23 protein-coding genes are annotated in these 25,975 nt (G+C 72.5%); 9 read left to right on the top strand and 14 right to left on the bottom strand.

Annotated features, from left to right (window positions below; all coding sequences use genetic code 11):
* Positions 1 to 97 precede the first annotated feature (97 nt).
* Both WMF44_RS23645 and WMF44_RS23640 read right to left on the bottom strand, forming a co-directional pair.
* Positions 98 to 3,334, bottom strand: coding sequence for a serine/threonine protein kinase (locus WMF44_RS23645; protein WP_437301369.1), 3,237 nt, complete (start codon positions 3,332 to 3,334; stop codon positions 98 to 100).
* Positions 3,331 to 4,557, bottom strand: a complete 1,227-nt coding sequence (locus WMF44_RS23640; RefSeq protein ID WP_437301368.1) for a serine/threonine protein kinase — start codon at positions 4,555 to 4,557, stop codon at positions 3,331 to 3,333. The genes WMF44_RS23645 and WMF44_RS23640 overlap by 4 nt, the downstream gene beginning before the upstream one ends.
* 229 nt (positions 4,558 to 4,786) lie before the next feature.
* Here WMF44_RS23640 and WMF44_RS23635 point away from each other — a divergent pair, with 229 nt between their 5' ends.
* From WMF44_RS23635 to WMF44_RS23615, 5 genes are all read left to right on the top strand, one after another.
* A complete protein-coding gene (locus WMF44_RS23635; protein ID WP_437301367.1) occupies positions 4,787 to 5,380 on the top strand; it encodes a hypothetical protein in 594 nt (197 codons plus the stop codon).
* Between the two features lie 72 nt (positions 5,381 to 5,452).
* On the top strand, positions 5,453 to 5,686 hold the full coding sequence (locus tag WMF44_RS23630; RefSeq protein ID WP_012236968.1) for a hypothetical protein: 234 nt from the start codon (positions 5,453 to 5,455) through the stop codon (positions 5,684 to 5,686).
* Between the two features lie 277 nt (positions 5,687 to 5,963).
* Positions 5,964 to 6,158, top strand: coding sequence for a hypothetical protein (locus WMF44_RS23625; protein ID WP_437301366.1), 195 nt, complete (start codon positions 5,964 to 5,966; stop codon positions 6,156 to 6,158).
* Between the two features lie 276 nt (positions 6,159 to 6,434).
* Positions 6,435 to 7,127: a DUF2914 domain-containing protein gene (locus WMF44_RS23620; protein ID WP_437301365.1), complete on the top strand. Its 693-nt coding sequence runs from the start codon at positions 6,435 to 6,437 to the stop codon at positions 7,125 to 7,127.
* An 18-nt stretch (positions 7,128 to 7,145) separates the two neighbouring features.
* A complete protein-coding gene (locus WMF44_RS23615) occupies positions 7,146 to 7,934 on the top strand; it encodes a hypothetical protein (protein WP_437301598.1) in 789 nt (262 codons plus the stop codon).
* A 54-nt stretch (positions 7,935 to 7,988) separates the two neighbouring features.
* Here the strand turns inward: WMF44_RS23615 and WMF44_RS23610 are convergent, their stop codons facing one another.
* The 6 genes from WMF44_RS23610 to WMF44_RS23585 form a co-directional block, all read right to left on the bottom strand.
* The gene (locus WMF44_RS23610) at positions 7,989 to 9,032 is read right to left on the bottom strand and encodes a hypothetical protein (RefSeq protein ID WP_437301364.1); all 1,044 of its coding nucleotides are present in this window, start codon (positions 9,030 to 9,032) and stop codon (positions 7,989 to 7,991) included.
* Positions 9,032 to 10,063 (bottom strand): hypothetical protein, encoded by a 1,032-nt coding sequence (locus WMF44_RS23605; RefSeq protein ID WP_437301363.1) that lies wholly within the window; start codon positions 10,061 to 10,063, stop codon positions 9,032 to 9,034. Before WMF44_RS23605 ends, WMF44_RS23610 begins: the two co-directional genes overlap by 1 nt.
* The gene (locus tag WMF44_RS23600) at positions 10,060 to 11,487 is read right to left on the bottom strand and encodes a serine/threonine-protein kinase (protein ID WP_437301362.1); all 1,428 of its coding nucleotides are present in this window, start codon (positions 11,485 to 11,487) and stop codon (positions 10,060 to 10,062) included. The genes WMF44_RS23605 and WMF44_RS23600 overlap by 4 nt, the downstream gene beginning before the upstream one ends.
* A gap of 303 nt (positions 11,488 to 11,790) precedes the next feature.
* Positions 11,791 to 12,648 (bottom strand): 1-acyl-sn-glycerol-3-phosphate acyltransferase, encoded by an 858-nt coding sequence (locus tag WMF44_RS23595; RefSeq protein ID WP_437301361.1) that lies wholly within the window; start codon positions 12,646 to 12,648, stop codon positions 11,791 to 11,793.
* Between the two features lie 527 nt (positions 12,649 to 13,175).
* Entirely contained in the window at positions 13,176 to 14,027 is an 852-nt protein-coding gene (locus tag WMF44_RS23590; RefSeq protein ID WP_437301360.1) for a formylglycine-generating enzyme family protein, read from the bottom strand.
* Between the two features lie 378 nt (positions 14,028 to 14,405).
* A complete protein-coding gene (locus tag WMF44_RS23585) occupies positions 14,406 to 15,821 on the bottom strand; it encodes a hypothetical protein (RefSeq protein WP_437301359.1) in 1,416 nt (471 codons plus the stop codon).
* A gap of 129 nt (positions 15,822 to 15,950) precedes the next feature.
* On the opposite strand from WMF44_RS23585, the gene WMF44_RS23580 reads away from it, so the two are divergent.
* On the top strand, positions 15,951 to 16,802 hold the full coding sequence (locus tag WMF44_RS23580) for an MBL fold metallo-hydrolase (protein ID WP_437301358.1): 852 nt from the start codon (positions 15,951 to 15,953) through the stop codon (positions 16,800 to 16,802).
* A 39-nt stretch (positions 16,803 to 16,841) separates the two neighbouring features.
* Here WMF44_RS23580 and WMF44_RS23575 read toward each other — a convergent pair whose 3' ends face one another.
* Positions 16,842 to 17,597 (bottom strand): DUF192 domain-containing protein, encoded by a 756-nt coding sequence (locus WMF44_RS23575; RefSeq protein ID WP_437301357.1) that lies wholly within the window; start codon positions 17,595 to 17,597, stop codon positions 16,842 to 16,844.
* A gap of 66 nt (positions 17,598 to 17,663) precedes the next feature.
* Here WMF44_RS23575 and WMF44_RS23570 point away from each other — a divergent pair, with 66 nt between their 5' ends.
* Positions 17,664 to 18,461, top strand: coding sequence for a peptidylprolyl isomerase (locus WMF44_RS23570; protein WP_437301356.1), 798 nt, complete (start codon positions 17,664 to 17,666; stop codon positions 18,459 to 18,461).
* Between the two features lie 61 nt (positions 18,462 to 18,522).
* On the opposite strand, the gene WMF44_RS23565 is transcribed toward WMF44_RS23570, so the two are convergent.
* Positions 18,523 to 19,503: a lamin tail domain-containing protein gene (locus tag WMF44_RS23565; protein ID WP_437301355.1), complete on the bottom strand. Its 981-nt coding sequence runs from the start codon at positions 19,501 to 19,503 to the stop codon at positions 18,523 to 18,525.
* Between the two features lie 235 nt (positions 19,504 to 19,738).
* On the opposite strand from WMF44_RS23565, the gene WMF44_RS23560 reads away from it, so the two are divergent.
* On the top strand, positions 19,739 to 20,200 hold the full coding sequence (locus tag WMF44_RS23560) for a hypothetical protein (RefSeq protein WP_437301354.1): 462 nt from the start codon (positions 19,739 to 19,741) through the stop codon (positions 20,198 to 20,200).
* Positions 20,191 to 21,858: a putative metal-binding motif-containing protein gene (locus tag WMF44_RS23555; protein ID WP_437301353.1), complete on the top strand. Its 1,668-nt coding sequence runs from the start codon at positions 20,191 to 20,193 to the stop codon at positions 21,856 to 21,858. The genes WMF44_RS23560 and WMF44_RS23555 overlap by 10 nt, the downstream gene beginning before the upstream one ends.
* Before the next feature lie 58 nt (positions 21,859 to 21,916).
* On the opposite strand, the gene WMF44_RS23550 is transcribed toward WMF44_RS23555, so the two are convergent.
* The 4 genes from WMF44_RS23550 to WMF44_RS23535 form a co-directional block, all read right to left on the bottom strand.
* Entirely contained in the window at positions 21,917 to 22,903 is a 987-nt protein-coding gene (locus tag WMF44_RS23550; RefSeq protein WP_437301352.1) for a hydroxymethylglutaryl-CoA lyase, read from the bottom strand.
* A gap of 32 nt (positions 22,904 to 22,935) precedes the next feature.
* Complete coding sequence (gene purF, locus WMF44_RS23545; RefSeq protein WP_437301351.1) at positions 22,936 to 24,375, bottom strand: amidophosphoribosyltransferase; 1,440 nt, start codon at positions 24,373 to 24,375, stop codon at positions 22,936 to 22,938.
* Between the two features lie 257 nt (positions 24,376 to 24,632).
* Positions 24,633 to 25,319: a hypothetical protein gene (locus WMF44_RS23540; RefSeq protein ID WP_437301350.1), complete on the bottom strand. Its 687-nt coding sequence runs from the start codon at positions 25,317 to 25,319 to the stop codon at positions 24,633 to 24,635.
* A gap of 116 nt (positions 25,320 to 25,435) precedes the next feature.
* Entirely contained in the window at positions 25,436 to 25,909 is a 474-nt protein-coding gene (locus WMF44_RS23535) for a cyclic nucleotide-binding domain-containing protein (protein WP_012236950.1), read from the bottom strand.
* Positions 25,910 to 25,975 lie beyond the last annotated feature (66 nt).

The following is a 25,975-nucleotide window of genomic DNA, read 5'->3' as shown; positions in this document are numbered from 1 at the left end:
GGGGCTCGCCCCTTTTTGTCGGCCGTCATGTCGAGTCCCCTGGTTCGCCGGCCGGACCACCGCGCGCCCCGCCGACCCGTCGCGGAGACCTCGGGCGTTATGGGATCTCGACCTCGGCCCGCGCGAGCTCGACGATCTCGAGGCGTTCAAGCATCGCGTCGGTGACCAGCGGGCCGGTCGGCCGCAGGCCGCGCCGCGCCTGCTCCCGCTCGTACGCGGCGAAGGCACGGATCAGGAACGGGGGAAACGCCCGGAAGAGCAGCCTCGCCTCGGCCCGGAGCGGGCCGCGCCGCTGGCCGGTGCGGAGATCGTAGGTGTACCGGATCGGCACGCCGGGCGGCACGGAGCGCGTATCGATGATCGCGTCCGGCCCTTTGACGACGCCCCGGCTCGCGTCCAGCGCGCCGACCGGAAAATAGGTCTCGAGAAAGGCGTTCTGCCCCGACAGGTTCGAGCCGCAAGCGCCGGTGTCCAGGTCGTAATCGCCGTCCGTGAACCGATCGGCGTGGTGCAGCCCCTGGCCGGGCCCGGCCTGGCAGGTGCCGTCTGCGGCCACGACGCCGATGCATCGGACACAGCGCAGAAAGCCGTTCTGAAAGTTGATGAGCCCCCGCCCCCGGAACGAGGTGCCGCCGAGCCGTGGGGGTGGGGTCCAGACGGGGACATCAGGCCCGTCGCGCACGTCCGCTCCGAACAGCCCGCCTTGAGCGCCCGCCGGCGCGAAGGGGTTGTTCGCGTCTGGATCGGTGGTCACCCGGGCGAACACCTTGTCTCTCAGATCCTCGTCGGCGCGGTCGATCCGGCCGACCTCGTAGATCACCCGCCCCTCGCCATCCCTCACCACGAGGTGAACCCAGAACTCGCGCTCCTGGCTGAAGCCGGCCGGCACCTTGTGCCCGGCGCCGGTGTTCTCGATCTCGACCGGGATCTCGACGCGATCCCCGGCCGCGCCGGCGCGGCGCGCGGCGCCGAGCTCGAAGCGGAACGTGTGGCGGAGCAAGAGATCGCGGCGGCGGCGCGCGCCCGCCGGAATGCCGTGCACGTCGAGCGACGGCTCATCGATGAGCGCGTCGGGGAACTCGTCCGACAGCGGGACATCCACGCCGGAGAAGTAATGGGTCGCGACGTCCGCCAGAGCGGCGGAGTGATCCGCGATCCGGCCCCGCGGGCGGGCGCCGGGCCTCCGCGGGGCGAAGCGCGTGCCGGGCGGGCACCCGGGATCTCCCGGCGACGCCTGCGCGGCGCCCGCCGCCGGGGCCGCCTCGCAGACGCCCGGGTAGGTGCTCATGTGGCAGTCCTGGCAGGTCGCCGCCGGACGGCCCGCGCGCTCCTCGGACCTCGCCCAGTCCGACCACTCGGTGTAGGCGTTGCGCAGCCGCTTGAAGTGCTCGCCCCGCGCCGCGGCGAGGCTGTCGCTGCCGAAGAGGCGCACGTCGTGGCAAGCCCCGCAGAACTCGCTGGAGCGCAGGTACGCCCTCGCGCTCGCCGACGGGCGACCGTGCACCACGGGCTCGACAGCGCCCGCCGATCCCGCCGGCTGGAGCCCGGCGCGCGCGGCCGCGCCCTGACCCGAGGGGAGCAGCAGCTCCTCGGGGCGGAGGTCGTAGCCGCTGTTCGCGATCCCGAACAGGCCGCGGCCGTCCTCGGGACGCGCGGCGAAGACGGCGCCCGTCACGAAGGACGTCCACGTGGGGTTGCCCTGGTACCCGGCGCGCCCGCGCGGGCCGACCGGGCCGTGCACCTGATGGCAGAAGCTGCAGGAGATCCCCTCCAGGCCGCGCCGGGTGAGCAGGTCGCGCACGGGGAGGCGCGCGCGGGGATCGCCGCCGGCGCGGCCGTCCCACGCGGGCATCGCGGCGTCGAGGTTCTCCGCCGGGCTGTGGCAGTTCACGCACCAGTGCTCGCCGCCCGAGCCGGTGACGGCGACGCCGCTCCGCCCGTCGCGGCAGGCGCGCGCGGGATCGGCCTTGCGCAGGATGCCCGCGCCGTTCGGGCAGTCGGCGGTGCGCCCGACCTGCTCCTCGATGAGGCTCTCCAGCGCGTTGAAGAGCGGGCTCTTCACCGAGTGCGCCATCACCGAGCGGCGCCACTCCGCGGCCTGGCGGCCATGGCACGCCGCGCAGTCCTCCGCCGCCGTCCGCGCCTGCGCGAGCGGCACGACCGGCGCGACGGCGACCGCGCGCGGCGCCGCTGGGCCGGGCTCACCCCGCGAGAGCGCGAGCGCGGCCGACGCGATCAGCGCGCCGGCGCCGAGCGGCGCGATCCGCCACAGCCGCGCCGCGGCGCCGGCTGGGCCGCGCGGCGGGCGGTCGTCGCTCGCGCCGCCCGCGCCGCTCGCGTCGCCCGGGCGCGCGCGATCGCGCGGCGCGGGGCCGGTCCTCGCCGAGGTGGCCGCGCCGGCGCGACGGGAGGTCCGGGCGGCGTGCGCCGGAAGCGCCGGCCGGCGCTCGTCGAGGAACCCGCTCAGCGCATCGGCGATCTCCTCGGCGCGCGGCGGCCGCTCCGACGGGTCCGGATGGAGCAGCCGCAGCGCGTAGCCCTGCAGGCCCGCGGGGAGCGCGGTCGCGACGCCCTCGATGAACGGCGGCGGCTCCGCGCGGGCGGCCTCGCCGAGCGCGTGCCGCAGGCCAGCGCCCGCGAACGGGTGCTCTCCCGCGAGCAGGCGGTAGAGCACGAGCCCGAGCGCGTACCGGTTCGCGGCGCTGTCCCAGATCGCGCCGTCGGCCTGCGCGGGCGGCGTCCAGAGCGGCGGGATCTCCGAGGACACCCGCGCGCCCTCGGCGCGGGGCGCCGTGGCGGCGCCGCGGCTCGCCGACCCGCCGACGAGGGCGGCGACGAGCGCGCTCGCGGGCAGCGTCACGCGGCCCGCGTCGTCCACGAGGACCGCGTCGGGCGAGAGCGGACCGGGGAACAGGCTGGCGCGCTCGCACGCCGCGAGCGCGCGGGCGACCTGGATGGCGAGCCCGAGCGCCTCCTGGAAGGGGACGGGCCCGCGCCGCGCGCGCATCCAGTCCGAGAGGGGCGCGCCCGCGAGCCGCCGCGCGAGCCAGACCCGCGCGCCGTCCGGGCTCGCCGCGGCGGCGCGCTCGCCCTCGGCCGGCGGGGCGACGCCGCCGTCGATGAAGCCGCCGACGCCGGCGCTCCCGAGCGACAGGAGGCGCGCCGCGACGGCCTCCTGGTGCTCGGGCCCTGCCGGAGCGTCCTGGTCCGCCGCGCCGAGCCGCCATAGCTCTTCTCCGGAGCCCGCGCCGCAGCGCCATCGCGCGGCGCAGCCCACGGCCGGGAGGGGCGCGCCTTCCGTGTAGCCTGCCTGCTCCGGCGGCGCTCGCCTCACCGCGCCCCCTCCGGGGCGGCCGGCGTCGCGCTGCTGGCGGGCGGCTCCGGCGCGTCGTTCGTCGAGCGCAGCGCGCAGGTCCCGAGGCCCGCGAGCGCCGACAGCGTCGCGATGATCGCGATCGCGAGCCGGGTCGGGACGTCGCGCGGCCGGTCGATCTGCTCGACGAGCGCGATCGTGTCGGCGCGAGGCGCGTCCGCTCCGCCGGTGACGCGCGCGGCGCCCGGCGAGCTCGCGCGGTCGTCGGCGCGGTGCGGCACGCTCGCGCGGTCGCGATCGCCGGTGCGGTGCGGCGAGCTCGCGCGGTCTCGGTCACCGGTGCGGAGCGGCGCGCTCTCGCGGTCGTGATCGCCGGCGCGGAGCGGCGCGCTCGCGCGGATGCGATCTCCGGCGCGGAGCGGCGCGCTCACCGCCGTCTGGAACGGCTCCAGCCGATCCACGATGTCCTGAGCGAGGTACGGCCGATCCTCGGGCGCCTTCTCGAGCAGCTGGAAGAGCAGCTGCTCGACGCCGCGGGGCAGCCCGCTCCGCACGTCGTCGCCGAGCGGCGGCGGCTCTGCCGTGCATTGCAGGTTGAGCAGCTCCCGCGGCGACGCCGACTGGAACGGCGGGCTGCCGGAGAGCGCCTCGTACAGGATGAGCCCCAGGCAGTAGAGATCCGAGCGGTGATCGATGGATCGCGCGTCGATCTGCTCCGGGCTCATGTACTGCAGGGTGCCGACGCTCTGCGTGTTGGTCTGGTTCATCGCCTCCACGACCTTGGCGATGCCGAAGTCCATCACCTTCACGCCGCCATCCCGCTGCACCATGATGTTCTCGGGCTTGAGATCGCGGTGGATCACCGGCGGCTGCTGCCCGTGGGCCGCCGCGAGGGCGCTCGCCACGCTGGCCGCGATCCGCACCGCTTCCGGCCAGGGAAGGCGGCCGGCGGCGCCAAGGACGGACCGCAGCGTCTGGCCGTCCAGGTACTCGAGCACCATCACGAGCTCGCCGGAGGCCTCGATGCTGGCGAGGCTCCGGACGATGTTCGGGTGCTCGAGGTGCGCGAGGATCTGCATCTCGTTCAGGAAGAGCCGGCGTCCCTGCTCGCTCCGGGCGAGCTCGGGGCGGAGCACCTTCAGCGCGACGCGCCGGCGCGACAGGCGCTCCTCGCCCTCGTAGACCTTGCCCATCCCGCCCTCGCCGACGAGGCGTCGAACGAGGTACTCGCCGATCTGATCCATGCGCGCCGTCTCCTCTCCCTCTCCCTGACCGGGGCGTCTCTTCTACGTGCGAGCAGGGCCGATGGCTTACACTCGAGCCCGCGCCCGGATCGCGGCCGGGCCCCTCCAGCGCGCGCGACGTCCCCCGCTCGGGCGGCTCGTCGCCCGAGCAGAGGATCGCGGTTCCCTGCCGCGCGCGGTATCGAAATCTTGCGCCTCGATGGAGGGCGCGGTGGTAGAACCGCCCCCCATGCTCCCACGCCGGGTGTCGTTCGCTCGGGCGGCGATGATGGCGCTCGCTGTCTCGGCCTGCTCGAGGACCCCGGCGGAGCCGGAGCCGCCGCCGGTCGTCTCCAGCGCGCCGTCCGCCGCGCGGCTCGCGTGGGACGTTCCGGGGAGCTGGGCCGCGCTCGACGTGCCGCGCGCCGGCCCGCGCAAGGCCCTCTACAAGGTGCCGAGGGCGGCGAACGACAAGGAGGACGCCGAGGTGCAGGTCCTCTCGTTCGGTCTGGGGAGCAAGGGAGACGTCGACGCGCGCTTCGACGAGTGGTTCGCGCAGTTCGATGGCGACGTCGGGGCGAAGGCCAGGCGCGCGTCGCTCGAGGTGCGCGGCATGCCGGTCGAGCTGGTCGAGGTGGCCGGCACCTACAAGATCGCGCTCGGGCCGCAGTCCGGCGCTCGCAAGCGAACGCCCGTGGAGATGGTGAAGGACAACTACCGGCTCGTCGGCGCGGCGGTGAGGACGCCGGATCGCGGAAACTGGTTCTTCAGGATCGTCGGGCCTGACGAGACCGTGCAGTCGGCGCGGTCGGCGTTCCGGAGCATGATCGCGTCCGCGCGGTGAGCGAGCGAGAAGCCGAGCGGCCGCGAGCGCGGCGCTCGCAGCGCGCGCCGAGCACATGATAGGTTGCGCGCCATGGACGACCGAAAGCGAGAGGCGCGCACGCCGGCCGAGATCTTCCGCGTCGAGGCGGAGGCCGAGGCGGAGCAGAGCCGGCTCTGCGAGGAGAGCAAGCACCAGCTCGCCAACCGCTGCCCGGAGTGCGGCAGCCTCGGTAGCATGGAGCTCGTCGACGGGCTCATGCGCTGTATCGATTGCGACGAGGTGGTGGCCGCAACCCGCCAGCTGCCCGGCTTCGGCCGCCGCTGAATCCCTGTCGCGCAGCCGCCTGACCTCCCGCGGAAATCCCGATGAAATCTCAATAGATCCCCGTTGAAATGAAAACCGACGCTTGAGCCTCCGCCGGAGAGAACACACCGGGCGAGGCGCTTTCCAGGTGATTTTCGGTCGGATTCGTGACTATTCTGCGAACATTGGCGTTCTCGCGCCCGGTTCAGTTTTCGCCCCAGACGCGGTGCACGGAAGTTCACTCAGGTTCGCCGGCCGGGGCGTGAACAGCAGGACTGAAGTCTTGAAGGAGTTGGAGATGAAGCGGATCTCAGCGGAGAGCTCGGATCACCCGTCGCGGGAGACAAGCCAGGGATCCCGGGCGAGGACGGCACGAGGCGCGAGCGGGGGCCTGCTCATCCTGAACATCGAAGACAGCGCGATCATCAGCTTCGCCACGACGCCAGAGGGCGAGTCGACCAGCGGTCCACGCCGGTCCCGTCCGAAGCACTGACCCGGAGCGCCGCGAGGCGCCTTGCGGACGTGCGCTCCCACCGGAGCGCCGGCACATCGCGACGCGGTGCTGCCACACATCAGGATTTCCCTGATGAGATCTCGGAACCTCGGGATGGCTGCGCCCCGGACCCCACGTCCAGCGTGCGGCGGCGATCCCTCGTGAGCCTGGCGCGCGCCGCCGGGTCGCTGGCCGTCGGGTTGCCGTTTTTTCGCCCCCTCCGCTGAATCGTGGCACCTCGTCGGTGTGGACACCCGGGGAACGACACGGAAAACCATGGTCCTGGCGCTCGCCGCCGCCGCTCTCGGCGGGGCGGGGCTCGGTTGCAGCGATCCGAGCGAGGCGATCGCGCGGATCTCCCGGGAAGAGCTTCCCGCGTTGAGCCGCGCGGCGGAGGGGAGGCCAGGCGGAGGATCCGAGGGGCAGGCGAGCGCGGCGGCGGCGCCGGCGATCCGGGCCGCCGCGAGCGGCGCTGCCGCGGACGAGGGCCGCAGCGACGCAGACCGCCTCGACGCGGCGGACGCGTCGCCCGCCCGCGGCCCGGGTCGGGAGCGCCGCCGCAGGTCGGGCTCGGCTGAGGCGCGCACCGGCGCGGGCGCGGCGCAGGGCGGCGTGGGAGAGGGCGCTCGGGCGCCCGATCTCCAGGTGCTACGGCTCGTCGTCTCGAAGGGCATCGCCGGCCGCGAGCCGACCGAGCCGGCGAGCTCGTTCGCGAGCGCGGAGATCGACCGCCTCTACGCGTTCGTCGAGCTCTCGAACAAGGACCAGGCCACCTCGGAGATCCGCGTCGCCTTCACGCCGCCCGATGGCGGCGCGCCGCTGCGCATCCCCCTCGCGGTCGGCGCGCAGCGGCGCTTCCGTACGTGGGCTGCCACGCGGAAGGCGCGCGCGGCGGGGATCTGGTCGGTGACGGTCAGCGACGCGGCGGGCAAGGAGCTCGCGCGCGCCTCGTTCACGATCACGAAGTAGGAGGCGCCCGTGACTCGCATGTCGTGCTCGCGCTCCTCCGCTCTCCAGGGCGCTCGCCGCGCCGCCCTCATCGCCCTCGCGCTCGCCGCGGGAGGCTGCGTCTCCCGGGCCGCGCCGGCGCCCGAGCCTGTCGGGACACCACGCCCACCTGTCACCGTCCCCGCCCCCGGCGCGCGGGCAGGGTGGTTCGGCTTCTGGGTCCCCGACCGTCCCGCGGCCCGGGTGCTCTCGCTGCACGTCCAGGAGAGCGACGAGGTCGAGCCCCCCGACGCCGAGCCGCCCGCGCGCGCTCCGGCGCCCGGCGTGACGCCGGCGGAGGCCGACGAGGAGCGCCGCTACGTGGTCCTGCCTGGCGTCGAGCTCGCGCCCGCCGTGGAGCAGAAGGTCGCGGAGCTCGCGTCCGCCTACTTCCGGCGGACCGGAAAGGAGCTCGTTGTCACGAGCGGCACGCGGGATCCCGCGCGGCAGGCCGAGGCGATGCACGAGCTCTTCCGGCACGGCGCCGATGTCCTCGGCCTCTACAAGGACAAGACGGCGGCGCGCGAGATCAAGAGCGCCTACGAGGAGGGGCGCTCGGCCGAGCACGCGCCGGAGGCCACGATCGCCGCCCTCGAGCGGGTGATCCGCGCCCAGATCGATCGCGGCGTGTTCATCTCGGCGCACCTCCGGGAGGGCGCCGTCGACATCCGGAACCGGGACATGACACCCGCGGAGAAGCGCGCCTTCCTCGAGGGCGTCGACGAGGTCGGGGGCGTGTTCGCGCTCGAGGAGTCTCGGCCGCCCCACTATCACCTTCAGATCGATTGAGCCCAGGAGGGCTCAGCGGCCGCGCAAGGCGGCCGTCAGGCTGGCGGCTGCGCGTCACTCGTCGTTGAAGCGGACGATCTGCCCCGAACCGGAGTTCGTCCAGTAGACGCCCGTCCCGTCCGCGGCGATGCCTGTCGGCCCGCCTTGATTCGCCGCGATCAGCTCCGGAGCGCCGGCGGCGCCGTCCTTGCGGAGCCGGTAGACGCTCCCTGCCTCCTTGACGGTGATGTAGAGGTAGTCCCCGTACGTCGCGATCCCGGTAGGAGGGCTCGGGAGTCCATCCTTGAGGAGGGGCACCTCGACGTCTCCGTCCGCTCCGCTCCGCGCATACCGCATGACGTTGTCTCCGGTGAGCCAGTAGAGGTTGGCTTCATCCAGCACGAGCAGCCCCGGGTCGGTGAGGTTCGAGAGGAGCTCCTCCACGAGCGGCTCGCTGCTCGTGTCGATGACGGAGAGCGTGTTCTCCGCCGGATCGGTCCAGTAGACGAGGGGGCCGTCGGTCGCCACGCCGCGCGGCTTGCCGCCCGCCTCCGTCAGGTCCCTTCGCGTGCCGCCTCGCTTGGGGACCCACGTGATGCGGTCGGCGTTCGGCCGAGCGCTGTAGACGTTGTCGGCGCTCAGCGCGATCGCCTCCGCGGCGCCGCAGCTGCCCCACAGCAATTCCCCGCCAGCCGCGGGGACCGGCGCTGCTTTCGGTAGCTTCCACAGCTTGTCCCGCTCGTCCCCCTCGGCGCTGACGCATTCGCCTTCGAAGGCGGCGTCGGTGCTCGACCAGTAGACGTGCGTCGCGTCCAGCGCGATCACATCGGGCACCTCGCTGGAAGGCGCGAGCAGATCGACGACCTCCCACTCATCCTTGATCTGCCTCCGGAGCGCGCCGCCCGTGGAGCTCCCCTGCGCCCCGTCGCTCCGCCCGTTGGTCCAGTAGATCGCCTCCTCGTCGAGCGCGATGGCGCGAGGTTCTGCCTGGTTCTGGGCGATCACGAGCAGCGGGATCACCTGGCGATCCTCGAGCCCCGCGATCTCCGCGCAACCGTTGAGGCCCGGTGCGAGCGCGGCGAGCGCCAGCGTCACGGCAGAGCCCTTCGAGCTTCGCATCACCAATGGCCTCCGAGCACCACGCGCCCCCCGTCCGATGCGACGCTGGGCGCGACCCACACGCGGTCTACCGTGGCAGCCTGCTCCGGCGAACGAGGCGACATCAGCACCATCGCGACGCCGGCCCCGAGGCACACAAGCCCGGCGCCGAGCGCGATGTTGGAGACCATCGCGGTCGTCCGGGCGCTCTCGTTCGCCTCGACGTCCGCGCGGCTGCAGCGGAAGCTGCCGCTGCACCCCTCCTCGACATCCCCGGCTTTCTGTATCGTCATCACCCCGAACACCGCCCCCACGCCGATCCCGGCGATCCCGACGCCGCCAGCGACGAAGCCGAGCGCGCGCATCGGGTTGCCGGTCGCCTCGGGCTTCGCGGCCTCCGGACGGGCAGGCGGCGGGGCAGGGGGAGCCGCCTTCGCCTCCTGAACGGCGACGTCCGCGAGCGGCGGGATGGTCACCCGCGTCGTGCTGGGCCCGGGGTCGAGCGTCACCCGCTGCGACCAGGGCTGCTTGCCCGGCGCCTTGGCCTCGATCGTCGCCGTGCCCGGATCCACGGGGATGCCCGAGCCCGTGGCCGCGGCGGCGCTCAGCTCCTTGCCGTTCAGCGTGATCGTCATCGCAGGAGCCGCCTGCGCCGCCTGCGCCGCGTCGAGGACGAGGCGCGTCAGCCTGGCCTCCAGCTCGGACGCGCGCTTGGCCGCGAACTGGGCGCGATCCTGCTGCCCGGCGCTCGCCGCGAGCGAGGACGCCTCCGTGAACTCGGCCCATGCGCTGGCCGTCTTGCCCTCTTTCTCGTGGCAGACCGCCAGGTTCAGCAGCGTCCCGACCGTGGGATCCACGCGCTGGCTCTCTGCGAGCTTCGGGCAGGCCTCCTGGAGCTTGCCCTCGTCCATGAGCCTCTTGCCGTCCTGGAACAGCCCCTCGGCGAGCGCCTTGTCCGCCGCGGTCGGCTGCGCCAGGAGCGGTGAGGTCAGGCTGGTCCCACAGAGCAGCGCGAGCCATGCGCCCGCGTGTCGCGCTCGTAACGATCTCAATGGCGGCTCCTCAGCATCTCGTCCTCGCTGATCGACCTCGGCGGTCTCGGCGGGTGGCCCGGCTTGAGCGGCGCTCCGGAGGCGGTCGCCTTCGGGCGCGCGTCGGCCGCAGCGCTGCCCGTGGGAGCCGCGCTCGGCGCAGGGACCGGCGGCGCCGCCGGGCTCGACGCCTCGGTCGTGGCGCTGGCGGTCGCGGCCGGAGCGCCCGGCGCTGCAGCGGGGGACTCGGGCCCGAGCGCGTCGACCGCGGCGCGCTCGGGCTTCTGTGACACGGCGGCGCCCGGCGCCTGCGGCGCCACGCGCACGCTCGCGAGCAGCCACACGCCCGCCCCGGCCGCGCTGGTCAGCAACGCGGCCACGCCGGCGGCGACGAGCAGCCTGCGCCGCGAGCGGCGCCGGTTGCTCGTGTGCGACCATGACGCGCCGGACAGCCTGTCGCTGTCCTCGGCCGCCCTCGAGTTGAGCAACGTCTGTCCGGCCGGCGACGCCGCGCCGATCGCGCTCTGGATGCGCGAGGTCGAGAGCTTCGCGAAGCTCGACCCGAGCGGCTCGAGGGCCTGCGCGAGCTTGCCGACGTTGGCGTACCGCTCGCTCACGTCGCGCTCCAGGCAGCGCGAGACGATCCGCTCCAGCGTGGCCGGCGCGTCGCTGCGCTTGTCGCGGAGCCGCGGCACCGGCTGGTGCAGGATGTTCGCCATCACCGCGGCGACCGTCTCGCCCTGGAATGGCGGCTCGCCCGTCACCAGCGTGTAGAGCAGCACACCGAACGACCAGACGTCGGCGCGCCCGTCGACGGTCCTCGGCGCCATCATCTGCTCGGGCGACATGTACCCGGGCGAGCCCATCACCTGCTTCGTCGACGTGAGCCCCGGCTCCGCGGGCGAGTCGAGGCCTTGCCCCTTCGAGATGCCGAAATCGAGGACCTTGATGTGCCGTGTGCCGTCCGCGTGCTCGGCGAGGAACAGATTCGAAGGCTTGATGTCCCGATGGACGACGCCGGCCGCGTGCGCCTCGGCCACGGCCTCGAGCGCCTGCAGCACGTAATCGACAGCGTCCTGGATGGACAGCGGACCGTGGGTATCGATGACCTGCTGGAGATCGAGCCCGGTCAAGAACTCCATCACCATGAAGGGCACGCCGGTCTCGGTGGTGCCGACGTCGAACACGCGCGCGACGTGCTCGCCCGACAGGCGCGCCGCCGTCCGCGCCTCCCGCAGGAAGCGCGTGACGGCCTCCTGGTTTGCGAGGGCGTCCTGGCGCAGGATCTTGATGGCGACCTTCTGGTCGAGATGCTCGTTGCGCGCCGCCAGCACGACGCCCATTCCGCCGATGGCCACGACCCGCTCGACGCGGTACTTGGCTGCGATGAGCTCTCCCGGCTGGGCCAGCGGTGCGAGGAGCTGCGCGGTGCGGTCGGGGGTCACGGCTGGCGTTCAAGCCTACATGAACGGACTCGGTTTTCCGAGCGCCGCGCGAGGCCCAGCGCCCTTTGTCGCGCGCCCGCTGGTTTTGGAGCGCCGCCCGCCGCCCGCTCGGGCCATGGGCGCGCTCCGGACCTCACCGCGCGCCACGGCGCCGCCATTCTCCTGCGGTTCGCCTGTCAACCACGCAGCCGATCAACCACGCGGAAAGAGACCACGCGGCCCATCAACCACGTGGCCCATCAACCACGTGGCCCATCAACCACGCGGCCCATCAACCACGCGGCCCATCAACCACGCGGCCTATCAACCACGCGGAAAGAGACCGTGCCTGCCCGCCGCGCGGAGCTCGTCGAGCCCGGCCTCCATGCGCGCGACGATCCGCGCGAATGCGCGCTCGACCTCGTCCGGGTCGCTCGCGGCCTCTCTCGGGAGCCCGAGGTGCAGCGGGCGGAGCACCCTCGTGTGGATCTTCACCGGCAGGGGCACATGGGGGATCGGGATGCCGACGATGAGCCCCCACGGCAAGGCGAGGCCGAGCGGCGCGACGTTCGAGCGCGCGAGCTCGGGGAGGCGGAGCCACCTGGCCAGCCTGCTCCCATCCGTGGCGATGTAGAGGGACTGGTGCGCGCCCACGCTCACGATGGGCACGATCGGCACGCCCTCGCGGATGGCGAGCCGGACGAAGCCGCGGCGCCGGCCGAAGCGGATCGAGTACTGCGCCGAGGTGGGCTTGCACGCGTCGAGATCGCCGCCCGGGAAGACCAGGACCGCCGCGCCGCGGGCGAGCGCTCGCCGCCCGTTCTCCGGGCTCGCGGCGATGGCGCCGCAGGCGTTGAGCCAGGCGCCGGCCTTCGGGACGTTGAACGGGAGGTCGTGCATCAGCCCGTAGGACGGCCGCGAGGGCCCATAAAGGCGCCAGAACGCCGTCATGTGGCAGTACATATCGGGCATTCCCGTCATCGCGTTGTGGTTGCTCACGGCGAGGAAGGGGCCGTCGGGCAGCTGCTCTTCGAGCTCTGTCTCGCAGCGGAAGTAGTCGTCGTAGAGGAAGCCGAGCAGCGGGAGCACCCGGGCGATGAACGCCGGGTCGCGCGCGTCGAGATCATCCGGGCGGGCGCGCCCGCGGCCCTTGAGCGCGAACGCCGCGATCGCGTCCTTCACGAGGTCAAGGCTGGGGCGAGGCTCTCTCGGTAAGGTCAGCACCGTTCACGGTGCCCTAGCGTGCGGTCGAACCGAGGGGAAGCGGTTCGTTCAGGACGCCTGCCGCGAGGCCTCGGCGCTGGATCGCGTCGGCCACCCCCGGCGCGCCGCTTGCGGTCGCGCCGAACGTCCAAGACGCGCCGCTTGCGGTCGCGCCGAACGTCCAAGACGCGCCGCTTGCGGTCGCGCCGAACGTCCAAGACGCGCCGCTTGCGGTCGCGCCGAACGTCCAAGACGCGCCGCTTGCGGTCGCGCCGAACGTCCAAGACGCGCCGCTTGCGGTCGCGCCGAACGTCCAAGACGCGCCGCTTGCGGTCGCGCCGAACGTCCAAGACGCGCCGCTTGCGGTCGCGCCGAACGTCCAAGACGCGCCGCTTGCGGTCGCGCCGAACGTCCAAGACGCGCCGCTTGCGGCCGCGCCGAACGCCCGCTGCGCGCCGCGCGCTCAAGCCGCGCGCGTGTGGGCCGGATCGCCGCCGCCGGCTGGCTCACTCGACGTCACGGCAGCACCGGAAGCCGGTCTCGTAGTAGCGGAACCCGTCCCCGTGCGCCGGGTTCGTGGAGCCGCACCGCGGCTTCGCGCCGCCGAAGCAGGCGGACCAGTAACAGCCCTTGAGGACGTGAGGATACTCGTTGACGTGGTATCGGGTGCGCACCACCCACTCCTCGACGTTTCCCGTCATGTCGTGGACGCCGAACGCGCTCGCGCACCCGGGTCGCGAGCCGCTCGGCTCGGCCTGGTACAGCGCCTGGACCTCGGCCAGCGCCTCGTCGGAAGGCCAGGAGCCGAGCGCGCCCTCGTCGGGCGCTCTCCACGTCTTGTTGTCGTTGCAGCGCTCCGCTTCGTGGGTGTTCCCGTACGGATAGACGAACGCCTCGGGGCCCTGGCACGCCGTGTCCCACTCGTCCTCGGTGCAGAGGCGCTTTCCGCGCGCTTCGCACCAGGCGCGCGCCGAGACGGCGCTCTCCATGACGAGCGGCAGGGCGCCTTCCACATTCGGCGCCTCGAAGCGATCGACGCAGTATCCCTGGACCTCCGCCATGTCGGGCGGGCAAGGCGCCGGGGGCGTCGTGTCGAGGGGGAAGTCCTGCTCGTCGGTTCCGCCGCTGCCTCCCCCGATGCCGCCTTCTCCGGAGCCCCCGCCGTCTCCCGCGCCGCTGCCTCCGCCCGATGTCACGGAAGCCGACGAGGAGGACGAGGACGACGCCGCCGCGCCCCCGCCGCCCGCGCTGTCGTCCATGCCGGCGCCGAGACCGCCGTCGCAGGCAGCGCTGACGACCGCCACGAGCCCTAGCAGCGAGGTGAGCAGAGCGGCGAGGGGCAGAGCTCCAGAGCGCATTGCGGGCTCCTCATCGAACAACGTGTCAGGGCGGCCGTCGCGCGTCGAGCGTGCGCCGCGCTTCCCGTGCTCCGCGCCGTGGTTCATCGCGTCAGATCGTCCTCGACATCGACATTCGTCCTCCGCCTTCCTCTCTCACCGATCCTCGCGGCGCTCGGACGGAGTCCAGCCGCAGGGGGCGGCAGCGCGCGACAGGGGTGCTCGGAAGCGAAAGCGCCGGGAAAAAGCAGTTCAACCGTCGAGCCACGACGGGGTACATTGAACGTCAGGATGGGAAAATTCCATGCCTGTTCGCTTCGTTGGTGAGGTGCCGGCGCTCTTCTCCCGGGATTCTTGTTTGGATCCGGGTCGCGGGACCTGGCGCGGCCGAGCTATCCGCTAGAAGCGGAGCTTACATCGGAGGATCGCGCTCGGCGTGACGCGCGCGGCGGTCAGCCGGCTCGCGCGCGCGTCGACGCGGACCTGGACCGCCACCGAGCCCGCGAGCGCGCGGTTCACCAGGTCGCGCGCGAGCAGCCCCACGGCGCCGGTCAGGTGCGACATCGCGGCAGAGCCAGCCAGGAGCGAGCAGGGGATGGATCCAGATAGATCCATCGCGATCGCGGCGTCCGCGCCGTTGCGCTCGACGGTGCCCGTTCCTTTGAGCTTCAGCGCGCCGGCGGCGACCTCCACGCCGCTCAGCGCGACGCGCTGGCGGTCCGCGGAGAGGCGCGCGTCCGCCTTGACGGTCGTTGTGTTGCCGAAGAGGAGCCCGTCGAGCTCCTTGGGGTGGGGCAGGGTGAAGCCCTTCACCGTGAGCGCGATCGGCCCTTCGAGCGGCGCCTTGGACAGGGCGGTCCGGTCCGCCCCCTCCGCGAGCCGCAGCTCGAGCGTTCCGGCGACGACCATCGTCGAGGCGCCGACGTCGACGCCGAGGAGCGCGCCCACGGCGGAGAGCGGCGTCGGCGCGAGCTCGATCGAGGCGCTCGGCGAGGGGCGCGGCCGGAGCTCGGCCCTGAGCGGCGCGGAGACGACGTCCTCGCCGCCGAGGCCCAGGGTGATCGACGCTGCGCCGATGGACCAGGCGATGTCGGTGCGCGCGATCTCCTTGCCGGCGACGAGCACGCGAGCCTGCTTCAGGACGCCGAGCTCCGGCCGCGGCGCGCCGGGCGGCGCGGCCGCGCCCTCGACCGGGGCGGCCGCGCGCCGCTCGAGGGCGCCGTCGGCCAGCGCGAGCACCTCCGGTCCGCCTTCGTGATCCCGGAGACCCAGGCGGACGCGGCCCGTGGTGAGCGGCAGCGCCGCCGCGCGCGGGCCGTACTGCGCGACCCACGCCGGCAGATCCTCCAGGGCGTCGGTCCCCACGAGGGTGAGCTCGACGCCTTCCGTCGCGATCCGCGCGGGCGAGAGCCCGCGCAGCTCGATGGTGGCGCGCGCGACGGTGCCCGAGATCCCGCGCACCCCGAGCAGGGAGAAGCGGCCGTCGCGCAGGCGGATCGAGCCGAGATCGACGTCGATCTTCCCGGGATCGAGCGCGACGCCGCGCGCGCGGGCCTCGGCGATGATGCGCCGGCGGAGCGCGGGAGGACCGAGCACGACGAGCGCGGCGACGGCGGCCGCGACGACGGCGACGACCACGAGCGCCGCGATCAGGGCGCGGCGGCGCCGCTTGCCGCGCGCGCCTCGCGGCGCATCGTTGTCGCCGGGGGCGCGCGGCGCACCGCCGCTCTCGCCGGCGGCGCGCGGCACGGCGAGCGGCACCTCCGCGTCGGTGTCGGGGGAAGAGGCTGAAGCGGGGCGAGGGGAGGGCGCCACGACGTGGGATCCCTGTAGCGTCGTTCGGGCGCGGTCGCGAGCGCTTCGCGCGGCTCCGCGCTTGCAGCCGGGCCCTCGCCTGCGCTACGGCTCACGGAGCCGCCTGTAGTCCGGTCCCCGGAGCCCGGTATGAAGATCACCATCATCGCGAGCGGGAGCGGAGGCAACGCGACGCTGTTCGCTTCCCGCGGCACGCGGGTCCTCGTGGACGCGGGCGTCGGGCCGCGGGTTCTCGAGCAGTGCCTCTCGGCGGCGGCCGCGGGCGGCGCGGACGGCAGGCTGCTGCCCGACGCGATCGTCATCACACACGCGCACGCCGATCACGTCGGCGTGGCCGCCAGGTACAACAAGAAGCACAAGATCCCGATCTACGCCTCGGAGGCGACCGCGCGCGCGGCGGAGCTCGGCGATCCCGAGCGCGTCCGGGCCTTCTCGTCGCGCGAGCCGTTCGCGGTTGGCGCGCTCACCTTCTTGCCGACGCCGCTGCCGCACGACGCGGCGCAGGTCGCGCTCGTCGTCGACGACGGCGCGCGGCGGGCCGCGCTCGTGACGGATCTCGGCGAGGTCCCTCCGGGGCTCCTGGAGCACGTCGCCGGCTGCGACGTGGTGATGCTCGAGTCGAACTACGACGCGGGGTTGCTCGAGGCCGGCCCGTACCCGCAGCACCTCAAGCGCAGGATCCGCTCGGCGCGGGGCCACCTGGCGAACGCGCAGGCGTGCGAGCTGCTCGCGGCGCTGCCCGGCGGCACGCACACGGTCGCGCTGATGCACCTCTCCGAGGTCAACAACCGCCCGGAGCTCGCGCTCGACGCCGCCCGCGACGCGCTCGTCGGCCGGCGCACGCGCCTCGTCGCCGCGCCGCCTCGGGGGCCGCTCGTCCTCGACGCGGCGGCGCCGCCGGCACCTCCGCCCGGCGCGGCGCGCTCGTCGCTCGGGCCGCCGGCTCCCCCGCGCCAGCTCGGTCTGTTCACCGGGATATAGAACGACGCTCCGGCCGAGGATCCGCCGCTCGGGCGCGGGTCAGATCCCCTCGAGCCGCACCTTCTGGCCCGCGACGACGCCGTGGCGCCGCGCCCAGCCGGCGTTCAGCTCGAGGACGTACGTCGACGGACATCCGACGTCGAAGGTCGAGTCGGTGAGCGTCGGGGTGTTCTCCTCGATACCGACGATCGTACCGTCGCTGTCGATGAACAGCATGTCGAGCGGGATGCACGTGTTGTGCATCCAGAACGAGTGATTGTTCCGCTGCTGGAAGACGAAGATCATCCCGCGGTTCTCCGCCATGCTCGTCCTGTACATGAGGCCGCGGGCGCGCTCTTGCTCTCTCCTGGCGATCTCGACGGTGACATCGGGGGCCTTGGCCTCGAGGAAGGTCACCTTGCCGGTCGCGAGCTGGAACGGGCCGGTCGGGTCCTCGGGGCACGCCGGATCCGGGCCGGTGAGCTTTGGAGACGGTCGCTCCGGCGTCGACGGCGTCGGCTGGATGCAGCGGCCGGCGTCCCGCTCCACGGTCGAGGCGGGCGGCGTCCCGGTCGAGGCGGGCGGCGCAACGTCGCCCAAGTTGCTGCTGGGCGTGAGCGGGAGCGGCTCGTCGACGCGGCGCTCGCACGCGCCAAGGGCGATCCCGAGCAGCAGCGCGCCCAGGGCGGGAACGAGCGAGGCGAGCGCGGCGGGGATGGCCAGCGAGGTGGACGTGATGGACGTGATGGACGTGATGGACGTGATGGACGTGATGGACGTGAACGGACGGGTCGCGAGGGCGCAGCGCGAGCTCATGGCGCTTCCTACCACGGCGACGCTCGTCCTTGACCGCCGGACCGCGACGCGGGAAATCGTCGCACGATGAACGCTCGAACCCTCGCCATTCAGTCCATCGCCACCCTCGCCACGCTCTCGGCCCTCGCGGGATGTTCGAAGACCCCCGAGCCCACGGCCGAGGAAGCGCCGAAGCCGAAGACCACGCCTGCGTCGACGGGGCTGGCCGGAGGCAAGGCGGAGACGGCAGCGAAGGAGCGCCCTCAGCCGCAGAAGCGCAAGGTCACCGCGAAGCCGGTCGCCGAGGTCAAGCCCAGCGAGGACGACCCGGTCAAGGGCAAGTGGACGCTCGACGACGCCACCAAGGGGCTCCCGCCGGGCAAGACGTTGACCGCGTCGATCGAGACCGATCTCGGCACGCTGTCCTGCAAGCTGCTGGACGACAAGGCCCCGATCACCGTCGCCAATTTCGTCGGCCTGGCGCGAGGGATCAGGCCCTGGAAGACGCCGGAGGGGACGTGGGAGAAGAAGCCCGCTTACGACGGCACCATCTTCCACCGCATCATCAAGGGATTCATGATCCAGGGCGGCGACGCGAAGAAGAACGGCACCGGCGAGGCCGGTTACGTCATCCCTGACGAGGTCTGGGAGGACGGCAGCCACGATCGCGCGGGGCTCCTGTGCATGGCGAACCGCGGCAAGAACACGAACTCCGCGCAGTTCTTCATCACCGACGCGGCGGCGTTCCACCTCGACAACGGCTACACCATCTTCGGTGAGTGCGGGCCCGAGGAGCTCGTCCACAAGCTGGCCGGCGTCGAGGTCAAGGGAGAACGCCCGGTCACCCCGCCGGTCATCAAGAAGGTGACGATCACCCGGCAGTGATCGGTTCGAGGCGCCCCGCGCCGAGCCCGGGCTCCCGCCGCCCCGCGGCGAGGAGCCGAGCTCACGGGCAATCGTTCTCTTCGCCAGGCGTCGGCGTGGACGCCACGGTGAAGCTGATGTCGAGCCACTCGCTCGTCTCGTCGTGCCCGCTGATGCCGTTGCCTTCGGTCAAGAGCTCGCCGGACTCGAGATCGCTACAGCGGACGATGCTCGACCTGCTGCCGGGGGCCGCGGCCGGCCGCTGGCTGCCGCGCGCGGTGTCATCGGCATAACCGGTCTTGCCTGTCTTGTACACCATCGCCGAGTTCCCCAGCTCCTCGCCCCAGATGACGTAATCGACGTCCTTGAGCGGGCTGCGCTCCGTGCCGTCCCACTCGAAGAGGATCACCATCTCTCCGCCGTCGGTGAGCAGCGCGCCGGATTGCGCCCCGAGGGCGCCGTTCGTGGGCGCGATCATGGGCGGCACGTCCCCCCCCTCGCAGGGGATGACCGTCTCGTCCAGGGCGAAGTCGGCGCACCGCTGGTACTCGAGCTCGAAGCCGTCATCGCTCGCCAGCACGAGGCGCGCGCCCGCCGCGATCATGGTCCCGGGGGGGAACTGGACGAGGAAGTCCGTCCCTGCGCTGCCGGTCGGCGCGAAGGCGGTACCCGTGGTGATGGCATAATAAACGCTGTTGTCCGAAAGGTAGTAGTTGGTGAGGTCGATCTCGGCCTCGGTCGGGTTCCAGATCTCGATGAACTCGCCCGCTCCCGGTCTGACGGCGACCTCCGAGATCAGCAGGTGGCCGGCGGGCTCACCGGGGACCACGCCGCCGCCGCCGCCGTCTCCACCGCCCGCGCCGCCTGCGCCGCCCGCGCCGCCTTCACCGCCGCCGCCGGCCTCACCGCCGCCGCCGCCTTCGCCGGAGCTGCTCGAGGTGGTGCTGGAGGAGCTCGCTCCACCTCCTCCCGCCTCGTCATCGCCGCCGCACGCCATGAGAGGGGCGAGCGCCAGAGGGGGAGCTGCGAGGAGTGCGATGGTGAGCAGGTTGCGCGTGTGCATTGTTGAGAGATACATCAGAGCGCCGGCCAACAGGCAAGTGGGATTGCAGCCTGGGGGAAACGATCCACCGCTCGTCGTGGCGTCAGGACACTGCCATCGCTGCCAAATGCATGGCGGGCGCGCGAGGAATCGATAGCATGGCGACATGCGACGGTGCTCCTCGCTCCTCCTGACACTCCTCTGCGTTCCGCTCCCTGGGCTCGGTCTCGCTGTCGGTTGCGGCCAGACAGTCATCGTGGACGATCCGTCCGCGGACGGCGGGGGCGGCGGCGAAGCCGGCGCTCCGCCCGTCCCGACCGGCGGGGGAGGCGGCTCGGACCCGGGGAGGGACCCGCTCGAAGAGTACGAAGACCCCGGCTGTCCCGACACCGGGCCGCCGATCACCGATTTCGCGTGCGATCCGTACGATCAGTCGAGCGGCTTTTGCGCCTCGGGAGAGGGGTGCTTCATCTACGTGCAGTATCCGGACGAGCCGTGCGGGCAGGAGATCTACGGCGCGTACTGCGCGCCGGCCGGTCCAGGCCGACAGGGCGATCCGTGCAGCGGCGGCAGCCAGTGCGGCGCCGGGTTCGCCTGCGTGGTGACCGGCTCGGGCACCCAGTGCGTCGAGCTCTGCGCGCTCAGCGGCGACGACAGCTGCGATCCGGGGTTCGTGTGCGAGCCGATCGACGTCGCGGGGATGGGCGGATGTCTGTGACGACGTACGCCCTGGGTCGGCGCGCGCGCCGGAAGGCGGCGCTGGCGGCGGCCCTGTTCGGGACGGTTCTCGGCGGCGGGTCGCTCTCGGGAGGGTGCGGGGCGCGGACAGGGCTGAACATCCCGCCGCCCGCGCCGGAGTGCGAGGTGGACGCCGACTGTCCCGGCATCGAGGATCTCTGCAAGCCTGTGTTCTGCCAGCTCTTCGAGGCGGGGCAGCCCGACGGCGGCGCGGCGCCCTCGCCCGAGGGCGCGGCCCCGCGGCGCGGCGGGGAGTGCGTCGCGCTGGAGCCGGTGGATTGTGACGACAGCGATCCCTGCACCAAGGACACGTGCGAGAGCGCGACCGGAGCGTGCGTCTACGGGCCGTCGACGCTCGACATCGACGGCGACGGCTTCCGCGCGGCGCTGCCCGGCACGATCCCTGGCGAGCCGCTCGCGTGCGGCGACGACTGCGACGACGCGAGCGCCGCGGCCTTCCCTGGGGGGATCGAGATCTGCGACGGCGTCGACAACGACTGCGACGGCACGGTCGACAACGGGGCGCGCTTCGTGCCGCTCGACACCGACGCGACCCGCATCTCGGGCGACATCGCGCCGGCCGGCTCCGGCGGGCTCGCCTGGAGCGGGACGTCGTACGCGTCGCTCTACACAGGGACCACGCAGGGCTTCAACGTGTACCGCTCGATGATCAGCGTCGACGGGCGGCCGCTCGCGCCGGGCGAGGAGATCATCACGCCGAAGAACGGCGACGCCTCCGGCGGGCCGATCGTGTGGGTCGGCGATCGGTACGGCGCCGCCTGGCAGGACCGGCGCGACGGCGACTACGAGGTGTACTTCTCCCTGCTCGACGAGAAAGGCCAGAAGGTGGAGGGCGGGGATCGGCGGCTCTCGAGGGCGCCCGGCTTCTCCGTCAACGTGACGCTCGCCTGGAACGACGCGGAGTTCATCCCCGTCTGGCAGGACGAGCGCAACGGCCTCTTCGATCTGTTCGCGCAGCGCATCGACATCGACGGCAACCCGATCGGCGACAACGTCCAGCTCACGGAGGCGTCGAACGGCCTCGGCAACGAGGCGCCCTCCGCGGCGGCCGGCCAGGGCGGCATCGGGGTCGCGTGGTCCACGGGCGACGCGGCCACGCACTTCATCCAGTTCCGGACCTTCACCGCCGAGCTCGATCCGCGCTCGGAGGTCGTCACGCTGACGACCGGCGAGACGGACGCGGTCTATCCGACGGTGGTCTGGAACCGCGATCGCTACGTCATCGCGTGGTTCGACAAGTCGGCGACCCCCAAGGCCATCTACGCGGCGGCGGTCTCGGAGGACGGCGAGATCCTCACGCCGCCCACGCCCATCTCGGACCCTGGGCCCTTCCGCTCCAGGTACCCGTTCCTGCGCCCGCTCGGCGATCGGCTGCTCGCGATCTACTCGGACGACCGCGATCAGAACGACGGCTACGAGCTCTACGCGGTCACGGTCAACGCGGATCTCGCGCCGATCAGCGCGGAGCAGCGGCTCACCTTCGCGCCCCGCGACAGCATCAGCCCGGTCGCGACGTTCGGGCCGGAGGGCGACGTGGGCATCCTCTTCCGCGACGATCGCGAGGGCGGCGAGCACCACGTCTTCTTCACGCGCCTCGGGTGCATCGCGGGCGACTGACGGCGGCCTCGCGGGCCGGGCGCGGCGCGCCGGTCGACGCCGGCCCGGCGCCGCGCGCTCAGTCCCGGGTCGGCTGGCGGCGGAGCCGGAACGGGCCGGCGCGGTGGACCTTGCCCGGGAGCGGGCGGCCGATGACCTGCTCGGCGACGTTCCCCGCCTCGATCACCTTGTCGAGATCGACGCCGGTCCGGACGCCCATCCCGTGGAGCATGAACACGAGGTCCTCCGTCGCCATGTTGCCCGCCGCGCCCGGCGCGTAGGGGCAGCCGCCGACGCCGGCCACCGACGCGTCGAAGTCGCGCACCCCGAGCTCCAGGCCGACCAGGATGTTCGCGAGCGCCGTGCCGCGCGTGTCGTGCATGTGCAGCGCGAACCGCTCGGGCGGCATCGCGTCGAGGAAGCGGCGGACGATGTCGTGCGTCTGCCGCGGGGTGCCGACGCCGATCGTGTCGCCGAGGGAGACCTGGTAGCAGCCGAGGTCGATGAGCCGCTCCGCGATGCGCACGACCCGGGCAGGGTCGACGTCGCCCTCGTACGGGCAGCCCCACACGGTCGAGACGTAGGCGCGCACGGCGAGGCCCGCCTCGCGCGCCGGAGGGACGATCTCCGAGAACACCGAGAGCGTGTCGTCGATCGACTTGTTGATGTTGGCGCGGTTGTGCGCCTCGCTCGCGCTCAGGAAGACGGCGATCTCGCGCAGGCCCACCGCCAGCGCGCGCTCGAGGCCGCGCGCGTTCGGGCACAGGGCGCTGAAGGTCACGCCCCGCTCGGCCGGGAGCGTCCGCGCGAGCTCCTCGGCGTCGGCGAGCTGCGGCACCCACTTCGGCGAGACGAAGCTCGTGATCTCGATCCTGCGGAGGCCGGCGCCGACGAGCGCCGCGATGAGCCGCCGCTTGCCCTCGATCGGGATCATCGCCGCCTCGTTCTGGAGCCCGTCCCGCGGGCTCACCTCGTAGATCGAGACCTCGTCGGCGACGCGGGCGAAGAGCGGCGCCGAGGCGGCGGAGCGATCCGCGCTCTCGTGATCGGCGGTCCCCTCGGTCATCGGAGGACCCTCGGCGCCGGAGCGGGGCAGCGTCAACCGCTCACCATCCGTAGCTGCCGGTTCGGCGCGGCCGGCGTGAAGGGGATCGGGTAGCTCCCGGAGAAGCACGCGTGGCAGTAGCTCTCCGCCGACGGCCGCGCGCCCGAGGCGTCCACGGCGCGCGCCTCGAGAGACCGCACGCTCTCGACGAGGCCCTCCAGCGAGAGGTACCCGACGCTGTCGGCCGTCAGGTAGCTGGAGATCTCGTCCACCGAGTGGCTCGAGGCGATGAGCTCCGACCGCGTGGGCGTGTCGATCCCGTAGTAGCAGGGCCATCGCGTGGGCGGGCTCGAGATGCGGACGTGCACCTCGCGCGCGCCGGCGTCGCGGATCATCTTGACGATCTTCCGGCTCGTCGTCCCGCGGACGATCGAGTCGTCGATGACGACGACCCGCTTGCCCTCGATCACCGCCCGGTTCGGGTTGAGCTTGAGCCGGACGCCGAAGTGCCGGATCGACTGCTGCGGCTCGATGAACGTGCGGCCGACGTAGTGGCTGCGGATGAGCCCCATCTCGAAGGGGGCGCGCGCGCGGTCGGCGAAGCCGATCGCCGCCGGCACGCCCGAGTCGGGCACGGGGATCACGACGAGATCGTCGCCGGGCTCGACGGGCTGCTCGGCGGCGAGGCGCCGGCCGAACGCCTTGCGGACCTCGTAGACGCTCACGCCCTGGATGGTCGAGTCGGGCCGGGCGAAGTAGACGTGCTCGAAGATGCAGAGCTTGCGCGGCTCCTGCGCGAAGGGGAACTCGGAGCGCACGCCGTCGGCGCTGATGATCAGCATCTCGCCCGGCGCGACGTCGCGCACCTTGCGCGCGCCGATGAGGTCGAACGCCGTCGACTCGCTCGCGACCACGTGGGTGACGCCGCTCCCGCTCTCCATCTCGCCCAGGCAGAGCGGCCGGATCGCGCGCGGATCGCGCACGGCGATGAGCTCGCGCTCGGTCAGGAAGAGCAGGGAGTACGCGCCCTCCACCTGCGTGAGCGCCTCCGCGATGCGGTCGCGCAGCTCTTCCTTCTTGCTCATCGCGATGAGGTGGACGATCGACTCGGTGTCGCTCGCGGTCTGGTAGATCGAGCCGCGCGCCTCGAGCCGATCGCGCAGGGCCTCATGGTTCGTGAGGTTGCCGTTGTGCGCGACCGCCAGCGAGCCGCGCGCGTAGTCGACCCCGAGCGGCTGCGCGTTCTTCAGGTGCGAGCCGCCCGCGGTGGAGTAGCGGACGTGGCCGATGGCGCGATCGCCGGGCAGCGTCGCGAGATCGGTCGGAGAGAAGCCGGACTGCACCCGCCCCATGGCGCGGTGACCGAAGAGGCGCTCCCCGTCGCTGCTGACGATACCCGCGGATTCCTGCCCTCGATGCTGGAGCGCGTGCAACCCGAGGTAGGCCATGTTGGCCGCCTCGGGGTGGCCAAAGATTCCGAACACACCGCACATGCCGCCTATCTAGTACGAAAACGGTGCATGACCCACCGTCATGGTGATCCGTCGTCGAGGATGAGGCGGCCGAGCGCCGGCGCAGGATGGAAGTGGACGCTGGTGCGAGATCGGAGCGCAGGCAGGCCTCGAGGGCGCTCCTGCTGAAAAGTAAGGCAGTTAACGAACTTCCGGCGAGCAGAGCGATGAGGCTTCGCCGGATTCCGTCGTGCCCCGCCGCTGGACCGGCGCCTCGCGCGTCGTCCAGGCGGCACCCGTCATTTGGGGATGTTCCAGAGTTTCTCGATAATCTTGGTTTCCATGGCGTCGCCGTGACACGTGCCGCACTCCATGTCCTCCTTGTTCGCCCGGGAGACCTTGTTTTGGTACTCCTCCTCCATGAACGCCTGCAGGGCCTTCTTGTCCTTGCGGTTCAGGACGTGCTCGTTCCCGGCGTGACAGCTGTCGCAGAAGAGGGTTCCGCCGCTCTCGCTGCGGAGCGGCACCACGAAGTTGCGCCACATCTCGCGGGCGATCTTCATGTCCCGCGTCTCTTTCTTGAAGTCGCCCTCGACGTGGCAGCCCTCGCAGGTGTCGTAGCCGAGCGCCTTCTGGAGCAGCGGCATCACCTTCTTCTTCTGCCCCGCCGGGAGCTTCTCGAGCTCGGGGATCTTCTTGAGGTTGATCCCGATCTTCTTCAGATCCGCCTCGAACTTGGTCGTCTGGATCGGCGTCGACTTGGCGGGAGCCCCGTGCTCCTCCTCGTGCTCCTGCGCCTCCGCGGCCTTCTCCGGCTTCGCGGGCTTCGCGCCCTCGGCGTCGGCGGTCGCCTTGCCCTCGTCCGGGCTCGACTCGCCGTCGAAGTCGTTCTTGTCGGCCGCCGTCTCGGGCGGCGGTGTGCTGGGGCCACAGGCTCCTGCGAAGGCGCCCATCCAGAGCGCGAGGGCGAGCGCTGCGTGCTTCATTCTGGCTGCCATAGTCCTCCAAGGAACGTTGAGTTCGAGCCGGACGCCGCCCCCCGTGCGGCAGGCCGCGCCGCGCAGGCGCGCTCCCACGGTCGCCGGGCGATCTGGCCGGCACTCTACTCGAATTTGCCTGAGACGGAGAGGAACGTGAGCTTGTTGTTCGTCTCGCGGAGCCGCTGGACGAGCATCCGGACGACGTTCCAGAGGACCTCGTACGCGAGCTCCTTGTGCAGGAAGAGCAGGTCCTCGAACGCGTCCTTCGACACGGTGAGCAACCGGCAGCGCTCGTGGACGCGCGCGTCGGCGGAGCGGGGGGCCTCGTCGAGCAGCGCCATCTCGCCGAACACGGCGCCCGGGCCGAGCACCGCGAGCGCCTCCTCGCCGATCCCGGCGATCTCTCGGCTGATCCGGACCTTGCCTTCGAGCAGGATGTAGAGCTTGTCGCCCGGATCCCCGTGCTGAAAGATCTTGGTGCCGAGGGCGTGCGTCTCTTCGCTCGCGACGCGCGAGATGAGCTCCAGCGCGGCCGGGGTGAGGCCCTTGAAGAGGGGGACCTTCGAGAGCTGCTCGATCCGTTCGGGGACGATCACAAGCTGCCCCGGAGGATAGCCGAGGCGCCGGGCGTGACGCGAATTTAAAGGGAGCTCGCGGCGAGC

It is taken from the genome of Sorangium sp. So ce426, assembly GCF_051475585.1.
Lineage (GTDB): Bacteria > Myxococcota_A > Polyangia > Polyangiales > Polyangiaceae > Sorangium > Sorangium cellulosum_B.
Note: the sequence above shows the minus strand (reverse complement) of the source record. Positions and strands in the feature narration are given on the sequence as shown.

Bases quoted from the DNA above. Each gene is read 5' to 3' on its own strand.
- WMF44_RS23640 (WP_437301368.1), bottom strand. From the start codon at position 4,557: ATGGATCAGATCGGCGAGTACCTCGTTCGACGCCTCGTCGGCGAGGGC.
- WMF44_RS23550 (WP_437301352.1), bottom strand. From the start codon at position 22,903: ATGACCGAGGGGACCGCCGATCACGAGAGCGCGGATCGCTCCGCCGCC.
- purF (WP_437301351.1), bottom strand. From the start codon at position 24,375: ATGTGCGGTGTGTTCGGAATCTTTGGCCACCCCGAGGCGGCCAACATG.
- WMF44_RS23625 (WP_437301366.1), top strand. From the start codon at position 5,964: ATGAAGCGGATCTCAGCGGAGAGCTCGGATCACCCGTCGCGGGAGACA.
- WMF44_RS23630 (WP_012236968.1), top strand. From the start codon at position 5,453: ATGGACGACCGAAAGCGAGAGGCGCGCACGCCGGCCGAGATCTTCCGC.
- WMF44_RS23540 (WP_437301350.1), bottom strand. From the start codon at position 25,319: ATGAAGCACGCAGCGCTCGCCCTCGCGCTCTGGATGGGCGCCTTCGCA.
- WMF44_RS23565 (WP_437301355.1), bottom strand. From the start codon at position 19,503: ATGCACACGCGCAACCTGCTCACCATCGCACTCCTCGCAGCTCCCCCT.
- WMF44_RS23635 (WP_437301367.1), top strand. From the start codon at position 4,787: ATGCTCCCACGCCGGGTGTCGTTCGCTCGGGCGGCGATGATGGCGCTC.
- WMF44_RS23620 (WP_437301365.1), top strand. From the start codon at position 6,435: ATGGTCCTGGCGCTCGCCGCCGCCGCTCTCGGCGGGGCGGGGCTCGGT.
- WMF44_RS23580 (WP_437301358.1), top strand. From the start codon at position 15,951: ATGAAGATCACCATCATCGCGAGCGGGAGCGGAGGCAACGCGACGCTG.
- WMF44_RS23615 (WP_437301598.1), top strand. From the start codon at position 7,146: ATGTCGTGCTCGCGCTCCTCCGCTCTCCAGGGCGCTCGCCGCGCCGCC.
- WMF44_RS23610 (WP_437301364.1), bottom strand. From the start codon at position 9,032: ATGCGAAGCTCGAAGGGCTCTGCCGTGACGCTGGCGCTCGCCGCGCTC.
- WMF44_RS23555 (WP_437301353.1), top strand. From the start codon at position 20,191: ATGTCTGTGACGACGTACGCCCTGGGTCGGCGCGCGCGCCGGAAGGCG.
- WMF44_RS23570 (WP_437301356.1), top strand. From the start codon at position 17,664: ATGAACGCTCGAACCCTCGCCATTCAGTCCATCGCCACCCTCGCCACG.
- WMF44_RS23590 (WP_437301360.1), bottom strand. From the start codon at position 14,027: ATGCGCTCTGGAGCTCTGCCCCTCGCCGCTCTGCTCACCTCGCTGCTA.
- WMF44_RS23575 (WP_437301357.1), bottom strand. From the start codon at position 17,597: ATGAGCTCGCGCTGCGCCCTCGCGACCCGTCCGTTCACGTCCATCACG.